The following is a 13354-nucleotide window of genomic DNA, read 5'->3' on the forward strand; positions in this document are numbered from 1 at the left end:
ATGACAGATTTTATTGAAAACACTGCAGATCAGACTGCAGACTCGACATTCACTGACGAAAAAATCGAAAACGAAACTCCAGACACTGTTACTTTTGAAGATTTAGGACTTGATGAATACACATTGAAAGCCGTTGAGAAAAAAGGCTTTGTTACTCCTTCTCCAATTCAGGTGCTTGCTATTCCGCGCCTTCTTACTGGGGATACTAACCTCATTGCGCGTGCCCGCACTGGTACTGGAAAAACTGCCGCTTTTGGATTACCTATTATTCAGAACGTACGCGGTAAATCAAATCATGTTGAAGCTTTGATTCTTGAACCTACACGTGAACTTGCAATGCAGACTTGCACAGAGATGCAGTCTTTTTCTACCTCTGAATATCCTCGCACAACTGTTCTTTACGGCGGCGCTTCTTATGCTGCTCAGATTAAAGACCTTAAGCGTGGCTGTGAAGTTGTAGTTGGAACACCGGGACGTATTAAAGACCACATCGACCGCAAAACTCTCGATCTCAGCAAAATCAAATACTTCATTCTTGATGAAGGTGATGAGATGCTGGACATGGGCTTTATTGACGACATCGAAGAGATTTTCCGTCACGCTAATCCAGACTGCCGCATCCTTCTTTTCAGTGCAACTATGCCTGCCCCAATCCTCAAGATTGCCGGCGACTTTATGGGCGAGTACGACATTATCGAAGAGGAAAATGTAATTGACGAAGCACTCCTCATCGATCAGAAATACTGGGTTGTAAAAGAAAGCGAAAAGATTGAAGCTCTTGTTCGCCTCATCGACATTTCTCCAGATTTCTACGGTCTTGTATTCACTATGACAAAATCAGATGCAGACCGTGTTACCCGCGAGCTCGATCTTCGTGGTTATGAAGCCGCAGCCCTTCACGGAGACATCATGCAGAACCAGCGCGAGAAAGTTCTTGAACGATTCCGCATGAAAAAGACACGCATTCTCGTAGCAACAGACGTTGCTGCCCGTGGTATCGACATCAAGGGCGTTTCTCACGTTGTAAACTACTCTCTTCCATTTGATACTGCAACTTACGTTCACCGCATTGGTCGTACAGGCCGCGCCGGAACAGAAGGAATCGCTGTTACATTCGTTCGTCCGGAAGAACGCCGCAAGCTCGGCTTCCTTTCAAAGAACATTAAGAAGGCCACAAAGAGCGACTTTACAGAAGGAAAGATTCCAAGCGTAAACGAAGTTCTCAACGTAAAGAACGAACGCGTTATAAAAGAGCTTAAAGAAAAGCTTTTTAATACAAAGGTTGAACTTAATGAAGAGACAGCTGCGGTAGTTTCGACAGGCTCAACCACCGTATCTAGTGAAGACCTAAACACCACATCCGACACAGCGGTAGTTTCGACAAGCTCAACCACCGGAGCAACCGTAAAGTCCGAACTCCTCACTCCTCTCTTCACAGATCTCGCTGCAGCACTCTGCGAAGGACAGGATGCACAGCAGGTACTTGCCGGAGTTCTTTCAACTGTATACGGCGACCAGCTTTCTCCAAAGCACTACGGAAAAATCAATACAATTTCTTCTGCCCCACGTGGCGATCAGAAACGTATCTTTGTTTCTCTTGGTAAACGCGACGGATATCATGCAAAAGAAATTGCAGACTACTTCAGCGAGCTTCTCCACATTCCAGGACGCCTTGTAGACGACATCGACGTAGCTCAGCAGTTCTCTCTTGTAAGCCTTCCAGTTGCCTCTGCCCGGAAAGCTATTGAACTTTCTAAAAGCAACAAGAAAGTACCTCATATGCACTATGATGATAAGGAAGAAGGCCGTGGTTCACGCCGTTCACGTAAATCAGATTTTGACAGCTATAGCGACCGCTCAGAACGTTCCGACCGTCCTGCACGTGGAAGACGGGACTCTTCAAAGTCTGAAAGAGCACCACGCGGCCGCCTGAATGCAAAAGGTAATAAGCCTAACGTTCATGCCCAGACAGAACGCTCTTCTTCAAGAAAAAACAGCGCTTCTTTGTATAAAAAGTCTGGAAAAAAGGCTGAACGCTTTTAATTTTCCTACATCTTTTTAATATCATTTTTCTTAAAGATGATATATACTATATAATGCGATGAAACGTCGTTCATTTTTGGTATATATCATCTTTATTTTTTTTCTCACTCTAAGTTTTACTTCCTGCAGTAAAAAACAAAAATATTTTCGCTATGACGTTTCAAACTTCATCTATTACATAGAAGCAGATATAAAAGAACCTTATGGAAGGGTTATAACCAGAATTGGAGATTTTAAGTTTCTTGAACACAAGCAGATGAATAAGCTTACCTCGCTTGTAACAGATGAAAACAGTGTTTTATGGCTTAAAATAAACTTCATAATTCCAGAAGAACTACGCGACAAAGATATTGGTCTTTACATTGGTCACCTTCGCTCTGCAGACCTTCTCTTCTTCAATAACAGCGGTATCCGTAAATATGGTGAATTCCCGCCACAGGAAAATACTGCCGGCTACGACACCCAGTATTTTATGTTCCCGAAAAACATTGTAAATCAGACTGGTATAAATACCATCATGATTCAGGTTTGGCCGGGTTCATTCGGAAGCATTTCAACTAAAGTCTTTATAGGTGAGCAGCCGGACATTTTCCATGCCGCAGAAAAAGGAAACTTCTTTAATTCAAAAATTATTGTGGCCTTTGCCGGCGTAATGATTTTGATTTTCTTTATGTATCTTTTCCTTTATTTTGTAATGCGAAAATTTGGAAATGCAAATGTATATCTGTTTTATGCCCTGCTGAACTTCTTTACAATTCAGTTCCTTTTACCAAACTTTATTTCAGAAATCTCCTGGGCAAAACCTGCATTCCTTTCTTATTTTGCAATGCTCAAGTTTTTCTTCTTCTCAGGGGCCTTTACAACTATTTATTTTGCCAACTCATTTATAATTTCATATCTTGGATATAAAGACTCAAAAAGAATTATGATTATCCGTTTGTGTCTTTATGTTGTTCCAATGATAACTACTTTCACAATTTCAAGTTATCTTGTAATTCCAAAGTTTATACCCTTCCTTATTATTTCAAGCTTAAGCCAGTTCTGTTTCAGTATTCCGCGAATCATTATGGCAATACGTGATAAACAACGCAGAAAAACTGTTTATTCAATGCTTCTGGGTTTTACACCTGTAATTGTAGGACTCATTTTAGATTTATTTTTCAAGGTTGTGGGCCTTGCACCTAATCTGCCTTATTTAACAATTTACGGCTGGCAGTGTACAATTTATCTCTTCCTTGGAAATCTTCTTTTCAACTTTGGAAACATGTACAGTCACAACACCCAGCTTAAAAATCAGCTTTCTGATTTTAATACTCACCTGGAAGAGGTAGTTGCAATCCGTACAAAAGAACTTTCTGAGGCTAACTTCGTACTTTCAAAAGGTCTGGAAACTGTAGCTCATGTACAAAAGAACTTCCTGCCAATTAAAAACCGTTCATTCCGTGGCTGGGATCTTTCAATTTCCTACACTGCGTTAGACAATAACGTTTCCGGCGACCTTTACGACTACTACTTTACAGACGGTTTCTTAGACGGTATTGGTATTTTTGATGTTTCGGGCCATGGTATTCCTGCCGGTCTTATGACAATTCTTGCAAAGAGTATTATCAGTCAGCATTTTATAACCGGAATTGGACAGAATGAGTCTATCTCCAACGTACTTAAAGATATCAACCAGTCTTACATAAAAGAAAAGGTAAATGTTGAAAACTATATTACTGGTCTTCTTTTCCGCTTCAGCGAGTTCAATAAAAAAGATATCTGTAGTGTTGAGTTTGCAAACGCCGGTCATCCTTATCCGCTGCTTTACAAAGCCGCAGAAAACAAGGTAATTGAATTAAAGCAGGATACAGAAAAGCAGTATGGTATTCTTGGTGTAGAAGGACTTGATGTATCGTTCCCTCCAATGAGCTTCCGTGCAGAAAAAGATGATATTATTGTCTGCTACACAGACGGACTTACCGACTGCATTAACAGCGAAGGAAAAGATTTTTCAAAAGAAAGAATTATCAGAATAATTGAAGAATATCATAATGAGAGTGCCATAATGCTTATGAACCGCATTATGGACAAGTTCTCGGACTTTGTTGGCAAAGAAAAGCTTACAGATGATATTACACTCATCGTTCTTAAACGTGTAAATCCAAAAGATTATATCGAAGAAATCTAATTATCATTGCCGGCCATTCGACTCCGCTCAGAGACCGACAATCTTTCTTAAGGCTTACTCTACACTCTCTTCAGAACTCTCTGTATCTTCGGCCTCAACTGCTGGTGTTTCAGTATCTTCTACCACTGGAGCTGGAGCTGTCTCAACTACAGGGGCTGGAGCAGGTCTTGTTTCTCTGTAAACAAGTTTTACCTTTTCGTTCTGTGCCTTATGGCGAGACTTCAACAGCAAGGTTTCTGTAGACTTCTTATATACATAACCCGAAGAGTTATAAGTTTCAAAGCGTGGGTCTGTACGGAAGGCCATATCATAAATATAAATTGAATTGAACTGTGGAATACCCTTAATAATAATGTAATGAGTATCGCCATTAGGGAAATCAATATCAAAATTATATTCATCTGCAGACTTTTCAAGCTTAATATTTTTTGCACAAGTCCATGCCCAAACCTTCTTACCATTCTCATCAGAAATCTTTGCAAAATGAGGGTAGAACTCATTACCGAATGCAATAACAGGATAGATGTTACTGAGAGTACGTAAATCAAATGAAGAGCTTTCTGCAAGATAAGAGTTTACAATTGCATAACCTGCTTTTCTGTAAGTTTCATTATCAATGAGTCTTCCGTAACGCAGCAGTGCAATACCAGTTTCTACAGCCTGATTAACTGAAAGGAAGGTATCGTTTTCTGAAATTGTAAGGATATTTCCTTCAAACTTACAGGCTTCTGTAATGCGCTCAATTCCAGGTTCAAGTATAGGCTCAAGAATTGCTGCATAAGAAGGAGCAAGCTGAGTAAGATCAACATAAACCTGAAGAATTCCAGAAATCTGAGCAATTGTAAGGTTTTCTGGTTCTGCAATTGCAGCATTGTACAAAAGCTTCTTAACAGTTTCTGGGTTCTGGTGCAGGTAAATGAAATCTGAAATCTTATGAACTGTAAACAGATCAAAAGTTCCCTTGTCTGCACTGTCGGTAATGCGCTTTTCGTAATCTTTCATTGCCTTTTCAAGGTTTGTATTCATATCTTCAAGAGTGTTGAAGTATGGAGCAGAAAGGTAGGTTCTCTGTTTGCTCTTTCTAATGCTGTCTGGAACATTTTCAATAGCACGAGAATAGCCGCTGTTTTCTGCCTGTGCAGCAATGTAAGAAACTGCAACCTGTTCTGTAATATTTGACTCAACGTTATTAGTATCAAAGGCATTGATGAGTGTGCGCTTAAACTGAGCAATTGTCTTTGCAAACTCTTCTGAAGTTGCAATCTGCTCGTTCATAATATCATCAAAGCTGAACTTCTGGTTAGCATCATAGATAGAGTATGTTGCCATATAATTGCGCTGTGTAAAGTCAAAGCGGCCGGCATCAATATAATGGCTTGAAAACTCCCAGGCATTGCGTTTTCCTGCAAGTACAAGGCTGTCTTTTTCGGCTTTCTGAATACTCATATTAGAAGAATAACTGTATGGCATTGAGAAATCAGATATTCCGTCTGGCAATTCGGCTAAAATAGCGAGGGAAGCAGAAGCATCTTCTGAAGCAATTTCGTACGTAACTTTAACACCCTCTGAGAAGTTTAAAGTAATAGAAAGAGGGTCTTTCTGATCTACGTCCTTAAGCTGAACCGGCATGTCTGAGCCGTCTTTCTTGATATAGACCGGATTCTGGTCATCAAATACAAAATTAATACCATTATAGGAGATTCTAGCTTTGTTCTTATAAGTAATTACACCTGACTGCTCGTCCAGAGTTTCGAGGGTAATCTGAAGATTTCCGATTTTTTTGATAATTGTGGAATCTGTTCTAAATTGCAGGACAAAAATGCCGATGATTATAACGATATCGACAATAAGCAGTCCTAATGCTTTTTTTAATATCCGAATGCTCATTGTATTAATAGTTTAGCCAATGATTCGGTTAATTTCAACTATATAAAGGAAAGTAAAAAGAATGATTAAGGAAAATAAGTCAAAGATTTTGCTGATTCTTGCTGCAGGAGCCCTTCTTGCTACCTCAGTTTTCGTTACCAGCTGTGCTACAGCCCCAAAGGCAGATAGCGAACCTAAGCCGGAAGTCACAAAAACCGAGCCTAAAAAAGAGACTAAAAAGAAGGAACCGGAAGATCCGCCAAATGTAAAATTTGTAAAGCAGCTTCAGGTGCTTCTTGATAAGGGAGACACAAAAGGCGCAATCGCTCACTTTGATTCAATTCCATCCTCATTAAAAGACGACCTTGAACTCAAGAATCTTCTTGGTGCCCTTTATTATTCAGATGCACAGTACGACAACGCAATCACAGTTGCAAATGAGATTCTTGTAGTTGATCCGGAAAACATGGATGCACTTGAGCTTATCTCAATGTGTACAAAAGCAAAGGGCGATAAAAAAGCCTATAAAGAAGCAACAGATAAAATCCTTGCAGCAGATCCATATAACCCATCTGTAAATATTCAGAAGGCGGAAGAATATGCTGTAAATAAAAAATACAAGCTTGCCCGCGACTCATACAAAAAGGCTCTTCGCGGAGATCCAGAAAACTTAGACGCTCTCTTTGGTTATGCCCAGATGTCTTACTACACAGACGACATTAAAACTGCTTCTGAAAACTTCCTTAAGATTCTTGATAAAGATCCTGAAAACCCTGCTGCCCTCGCCTATATGGGAAAGCTTGCTTATGAAGAGCAGAACTATCTTCGTGCTACAAAATTCATTCAGCAGGCAATTAAGCAGGACCCTGTAAATTATGATTACTGGATGGATTATGGTACATACCTTCGCTATCAGGGAAAATTTGATGATGCAGCAAATGCATGGAAAAAGGCTGTAGAACTTGATCCTTCTTACTTCCTTGCTTATGCATATCTTGCCGGAAACTATGATGACCTTGAAAAGTGGGATGAAGCTCTTGAAAACTACCGCAAGGTAATTGAGACAAATCCAAAATATTTCTACGCATACGAATCAACTGCAATTCTTGAATACCGTGCAAAGAATTATGAAAACGCAATCAGATACTTCACAAAAACTTATGAGTTCAGTCCAAGCTATGCTTACACACTTATGATTGCAGCCTGCTACTTCAAACTGAACAAACCTCTTGAAGCTAAAAAGGTTCTTGCCGCTCAGCTCAAGAAGCTTGATTCTAATTCAAACGAATATGCTCTGGTTCGCTTCTACAACGATAACTACAACAGAAATGCTGAATCAAATGTTATTCAAAAAATTACAAAAGAAACTAATAGCAACAACCGCGGTAAAATGCTATTCTACATGGGACTTTATTATGAGTTGAACAACGCAGAGGATCTCGCAAGAGAATACTATGCAAAAGTTACAAGTATGAAGGCTCCTATGTTCTTTGAATACAGGATTGCCGAATGGGGATTGATGCAATGAGCCAGACTCAGATACAGCTGGATTTTAATGGCCGCAAGATAACTCTTGTAGGAACAGCGCACGTTTCAAAAGAAAGTGTTGAAGAAGTAAAAGAAACTATTAAAAATATAAAACCGGACTGCGTTGCCGTAGAGCTCGATGAAAAGCGTGCAGAATCCATCAAAAATCCTTCACGCTACAGTCAGTTAGACCTGGTAAAGATTCTTAAGCGTAAGGAAGGCTTTCTCCTTCTCGCAAATCTTATTCTGTCATCATACCAGCGCAGAATGGGTCTTAATGCCGGTGTAAAACCAGGTGATGAAATGATTGCTGCTATGAACGCAGCAGAAGAAAATAAAATTGCCTGTACCCTCGTAGACCGCCCTATTCAGATTACACTTAAAAGAGCCTGGGGTAAAAATACCTTCTTGGGAAAATGCAAGCTTCTTGCTACCCTCTTTGCAAGTGCCTTCAGCAATGAAGAAGTAGATCCTAACGAGATTGAAAAGCTTAAAGAACGAAATGAAATGGATTCCATGATGGATGAACTTTCAGAATATATGCCTGTAATCAAAGAAGTTTTGATTGATGAACGAGACCGTTATCTTGCATCAAAAATCTGGGATTCAGAAGGTAACAATATTGTTGCTGTTCTTGGTGCAGGTCACCTTCCTGGAGTTCAGGCTTATCTTGAAAAGCTTGGAAACGATCAGGCAAGTTCAAATGTAAAAGAGCTTGCTACCCTTCCAAAACCTGGAATTGCAGGAAAGATTTTTGCCTTCTTAATTCCAGCTTGTATTATTGGACTTATTGTTGCAGGCTTTATTTACGGCGGTGTTCATGCTGGAACACAGATTCTTTCAACCTGGTTCCTGTGGAATGCTATTCCTGCCGCAATCTTTACTGCAATTGCCTTCGGACATCCTATTGCAATTCTGGTTGGCTTTATTGGTGCTCCATTTACTTCTCTTTGTCCATTTATTGGAATTGGTTTCTGTACCGCCATTGTTCAGGCAACAGTGTGCAAGCCAAAGGTAAGTGATATGGAAACTCTGCAGGATGATGTGAACTTTAAGGGCTTCTATAAAAACAGAATTCTCAGAACTCTTCTGGTTTTTATTCTTTCGTCAATCGGAAGTACAATCGGAACCTTTATTGGCGGTGCAGATATCATCAGCATCTTAAATAATATCCATTAGTATTAGAGAAAAATAAGAGTTCCTAAGACTATTCTTATAAACACCTGAAAGCTGTTTCCTTTTTTTTCAATTTCCGTTTTATTATATGTAACGACAGGAGAAATTGAAATGGGAAAAAGAAAACTTCTGATTATTACAGCTATGTGTGCACTCTTCTCTGGAATCTTTGCAGAAACGGTCTCGGACACAGTTTCTCTTCCAGACACCACACAGCTACTGCTTTCATATATTGAAAATGATTCAGAATTAAAGAATCTTGCCATTGCAGCAAAAAAGGCACAGCTTTCGTATGATTCAACAAAAATTGACAAGGGCTTTGACATAACTCTTGCAAGCGGCAACGTAACAATTAAACTTACAGAAGACGGCTCAAATATTTCTGCAAAGCCATCTCTTAAGGCAAAACTTCCACAGGCATCAAATCTTTCTGCAGAAGTTCAGACCAGCGTAAACTCTACTCAGGATGACACAAAGGTTTCTGATACTTCTGTTTCACTTGGAGTTGATATTATTTCGACTTCAAATCTTTCAAACAAGATTTCACTCTTAAAAGCAGAACGCTCTGTAATTGAAGCAGAACGCAAACTTGGAAAAAGCGTTCTTTCTGCTGAAAAAGACTTTTACACCCAGCTCAAGCAGCTGCTTAATTCAATCAATTCAATTATGAGTAAACAGGAACAGCTTTACAGCGACAAAATTGATTTTGAATCTGTAAAGGTTCAGGGCTACTCAAAAACTTCTTCTACCTACCGCAAGGCAGAACTCAAGGTAATCACAAACGAACATGAAATTGAAAGCAGTCTCCACACTTTGATTCACGACTGTGTTGTCTTCTATAAGAAATGCGGTTATGACATTCAGATTGATGAGAACACAGATCTTATGAGCCTTGTCCCTTCTGATATTGAAGCTGGAACACCTCTCAACATTCTGGACTTTGAGAAAGAAAACTACAGTTCTATCGAAAGCGCAAAATGGACATATAAAATCAACAGCATGGAGCGCAGCACAAACAAGAGCTATTCACTTTCTGCTTCTGCCGGTTACACAATCGATAATTCAACTACAAAATCTGACACTGTAGACGCAGGCTTATCTGGAACTATCGGAGGACTTTCGCTTGGAGCAGGAGTGAGCATGCCGGTTGGAGGAGAATCAAACTACCCTGCCATCACTTTAAGCATGAGCCTTACTCCAAATACTTTCCGCAAAAACAGCATTAGTAAAAAGCAGGACGCTCTTACAGAAGAACAGGAACTTCTTGCAATTGAAACTGCAGAAACTGAATACGAAACAAAGGTTGTAGAAACTCAGCAGAAGCTGGACTCACTTTTATGGGAACAGAAAACAATCGAGCAGAATCTTTTGATGTATGAAGAGCTCGAAAAGGATATGGCTTCTATGTACAAGCAGGGCTTTACAAGTGAGAGCGAATATCTTTCTGCTAAAACTAATCTGAACTCGTACATCCTTAAAAAGGTTATGAATCAGATTGAACTGATTATGTATAACGATGATGTTGTAATGAACTTTATTCCAAATGATTTAGAGGTAACACAATGAAAAAAAAGATTAAGATTATAATTATCTGCGCTGCTGTTATTGCAGTTATTGGAATTGGACTTGTTGTATTAAAAACACTTTTGAGTTCGAAGAGTAACGAGAAGGTTTTCTATACGGCCAACGTAGAGACCTATGAAAACGTAATTGAAATCTCGGGAACGGTTGCTGCGGCTCAGGAGCAGACTCTCCAGGCGCGTAGTGCGGGTACGGTAACTGCGGTTTACGTAAAGGCCGGCGACAAGGTTAAGAAAGGCGACGTGATCATTCAGTTGGACGACTCGGAGCAGCTTTATAACCTCGAAAAGCAGGAATATACGATGGCTACTAAGAAGCTCACCGCCTCGGCTCGCGAGCTTAGACTGCTGGAGACGGAGCGGAATTCGCTGCTGCAGAAAGTTGAAGACCGCAAGGTTACTGCTACTTTTGATGGAATTATTGCAGATTTAGATGTTGCCGTAGGCGACTCTCTTGAAGCTAAAGATACTGTAGGTACTCTTGTAAACATTGATTATCTTACAGCCGAGGTTGAAGTTACAGAAACTGATGTTTCTAAACTCCAAGTTGGACAGACTGTAAACTTTACCTTCCCTGCTTATAGTTCAGAAACTGTAAAGGGTTATGTAACAGGCTGGCCTGCAATTGGTGAAGTTACTTCCCGCGGTGCAACTGTTGTAAAGGTAAAGCTTAGAATTGATGATTATCCTGAAGAGATTCTTCCAAACTTCTCTTTCACCGGTAAAATTGAAATCAGTCCAACCGAGGAATACGTTGTTGTTTCGCGCTATGCAATCGGTTATGAAAACAAAGAGCCTTATGTGGTACTTGCTAAAGGTGAACAGAAAAAGTCTGTAAAGGTTCAGCCTTACGGTTCAGAATACGTAAAGGTTCTGGAAGGTCTTGAAGGCGGCGAAGTTCTTTTACAGCAGTCTACACCTAAGATGTCTGGCTTCAACAGAAACAGAAGCGGAATGCCCGGTGGTACGTCGAGCGGCAACTCTGGCAGCAACCGTAGTAACGGTAGCGGCGGTGGAATGCCAGGCGGCGGATTCCCTGGCGGTGGCCCATTCTAAGCGAGGCAGTCTATGGATAGCGTAGTTAGTTTACATGATGTAGTAAGAACCTACATCATGGGAGATAACGAAGTACGTGCGCTCCGTGGAGTAAGCTTTGACATTTCACAGGGAGAGTTTGTTTCCATCATGGGACCTTCGGGTTCTGGAAAATCTACCTGTATGAATATGATCGGCTGTCTGGATCGCCCTACTTCTGGAATCGTAAAGATTAATGGTAAGGAAACTGCAAAGATGTCTGAGAAGGAACTTTCGGTTCTTCGCAATCAGACTATCGGATTCGTATTCCAGCAGTATCACCTTATTTCTTCAATGAATGTAATTGAGAACGTAATGCTACCTTTAAAATATCAGAAGGTAGACCGTAACTCCCGTCATGAAAAGGCACTTGCGGCTCTTGAGTCGGTTGGTCTTGCAGAACGTATTCACCACAAGCCTCATGAGCTTTCTGGTGGTCAGAAACAGCGTGTTGCAATTGCCCGCGCCATGGTAACTCAGCCAAAGATTCTTCTTGCTGATGAACCTACCGGTGCTCTTGATACAGAAACAGGTAAGCAGGTTATGGAGATGTTCCGTAAAATCAACAAAGAACAGAACACTACCATTATCATCGTAACCCATGACCCGAGAATTGGAGAATCCACTGAACGCTGTATCCGCATTCTCGACGGACAGATTGTAACGGAGTAACACCGGTGATTGAGTAGCCCGAAGGGCGTATCGAAATCACAATTATTCAGGAGACCTTATGTTAGAAGACTTCATAAATGCTTTTAAAAATTTCAAGAGTAATAAAACCCGCACCTTCCTTTCTTTGCTTGGTGTAATCATTGGTGTTGCTTCTGTAATCGTAATCACAAGTATGGGAAGCAGTTCCACAAAACAGATTCAGGATACCTTTGGTAGTGCCGGTCTTGATGTTGTAAGTGTAAGCGCAGGCTTTATGAGCCGCCGCGGCTCTTCTTCTTCTGTTCGGTTTGATGAAACTGCGCGTACAGACCTTTTTGATAATATCAAGAACATCAAAAAAATCTGGTACAAAAACTCGCTGAACGTAACTATGACTTACGGAGAAACTTCTTCTTCAGTAAACTGCAGTGCAATTGAAACCGGCTATCTTGAGATGTACAATCTTGAACTTGAAAAAGGAAGTTTCTTTACTGTAACTGATAACGAAGAGGGAACTCAGAAAATCATTTTGAGTCATGATACTGCCGAAAACTATTTCCCGGACGGAGATGCCGTTGGCAAACAGGTGATTCTTGTTGCAAGTAAAACAACTTTCTGTTTTGAAGTTATCGGTGTTTTGAAGGAACAGACTACCGGTATGGAAAACGGCTCAGCTTTTATTCCACGCGGTTTTTACGCAAAAAAGATTACACCCAATCCTACTGCAGCAACCGTTATGGTTCAGGCAACTTCTGCTGATAAGGCTGTAAATCTTGCTACTGAAATCAAAAGCTACTACACAGAAAAGACTGGCTCTGAATATTCTGTAAACGTAATGAGTATGCAGTCTATGCTTGAGCAGATGAGCGAAATCACCAGCACAATGAGTGTAATGCTCAGTGCCATTGCCGCAATCTCGCTTCTGGTTGGTGGTATTGGAATTATGAACATTATGATTGTAACTGTAACTGAGCGCCGCCAGGAAATTGGAATCAGAAAAGCACTTGGTGCAAGCCCTGCAGATATAAGACAGCAATTCCTGATTGAGTCAGCAAGCATTACTCTTCTCGGTGGAATAATGGGAATTATTGTAGGAATAATTGTAGCTCTTGCGGTAGAATATGTTCAGTCAAATGCACTGATTATAAGTGTAAATGCCTGCATAATTTCGTTTGTGTTCTCGGTATTTGTAGGAATATTCTTTGGTTTGAACCCAGCCAGCCGTGCGGCAAAGCTGGATCCTGTAATTGCACTGAGTGGTGAATAA

Annotated in this window: 9 protein-coding genes; 8 read left to right on the forward strand and 1 reads right to left on the reverse strand. The window is 40.5% G+C overall.

All coding sequences use genetic code 11. From position 1 onward, the window contains the following. Positions 1–2043 carry a DEAD/DEAH box helicase gene (locus BM161_RS11585; RefSeq protein ID WP_074932881.1) on the forward strand — a complete coding sequence of 681 codons (2043 nt, stop codon included), beginning with the start codon at positions 1–3 and terminating at the stop codon, positions 2041–2043. Positions 2044–2101: 58 nt separating this feature from the next. Continuing rightward, a complete protein-coding gene (locus tag BM161_RS11590; protein WP_074932882.1) occupies positions 2102–4213 on the forward strand; it encodes a SpoIIE family protein phosphatase in 2112 nt (703 codons plus the stop codon). Positions 4214–4267: 54 nt separating this feature from the next. Here the strand turns inward: BM161_RS11590 and BM161_RS11595 are convergent, their stop codons facing one another. Then, positions 4268–6100, reverse strand: coding sequence for a hypothetical protein (locus tag BM161_RS11595; RefSeq protein WP_074932884.1), 1833 nt, complete (start codon positions 6098–6100; stop codon positions 4268–4270). Between the two features lie 61 nt (positions 6101–6161). Here BM161_RS11595 and BM161_RS11600 point away from each other — a divergent pair, with 61 nt between their 5' ends. The 6 genes from BM161_RS11600 to BM161_RS11625 all read left to right on the forward strand — a co-directional run bounded on the left by BM161_RS11600 (position 6162) and on the right by BM161_RS11625 (position 13354). Further along, positions 6162–7607 carry a tetratricopeptide repeat protein gene (locus BM161_RS11600; RefSeq protein ID WP_074932887.1) on the forward strand — a complete coding sequence of 482 codons (1446 nt, stop codon included), beginning with the start codon at positions 6162–6164 and terminating at the stop codon, positions 7605–7607. After that, entirely contained in the window at positions 7604–8785 is a 1182-nt protein-coding gene (locus BM161_RS11605) for a TraB/GumN family protein (protein WP_074933027.1), read from the forward strand. Before BM161_RS11600 ends, BM161_RS11605 begins: the two co-directional genes overlap by 4 nt. Before the next feature lie 108 nt (positions 8786–8893). Next, the gene (locus BM161_RS11610) at positions 8894–10348 is read left to right on the forward strand and encodes a TolC family protein (RefSeq protein WP_074932889.1); all 1455 of its coding nucleotides are present in this window, start codon (positions 8894–8896) and stop codon (positions 10346–10348) included. Then, a complete protein-coding gene (locus tag BM161_RS11615; protein WP_074932890.1) occupies positions 10345–11418 on the forward strand; it encodes an efflux RND transporter periplasmic adaptor subunit in 1074 nt (357 codons plus the stop codon). The genes BM161_RS11610 and BM161_RS11615 overlap by 4 nt, the downstream gene beginning before the upstream one ends. Positions 11419–11430: 12 nt before the next feature. Continuing rightward, positions 11431–12108 carry an ABC transporter ATP-binding protein gene (locus tag BM161_RS11620; protein WP_074932892.1) on the forward strand — a complete coding sequence of 226 codons (678 nt, stop codon included), beginning with the start codon at positions 11431–11433 and terminating at the stop codon, positions 12106–12108. Between the two features lie 58 nt (positions 12109–12166). Continuing rightward, positions 12167–13354, forward strand: coding sequence for an ABC transporter permease (locus BM161_RS11625; protein WP_074932894.1), 1188 nt, complete (start codon positions 12167–12169; stop codon positions 13352–13354).

This window comes from Treponema bryantii, from assembly GCF_900113965.1.
Lineage (GTDB): Bacteria > Spirochaetota > Spirochaetia > Treponematales > Treponemataceae > Treponema_D > Treponema_D bryantii_A.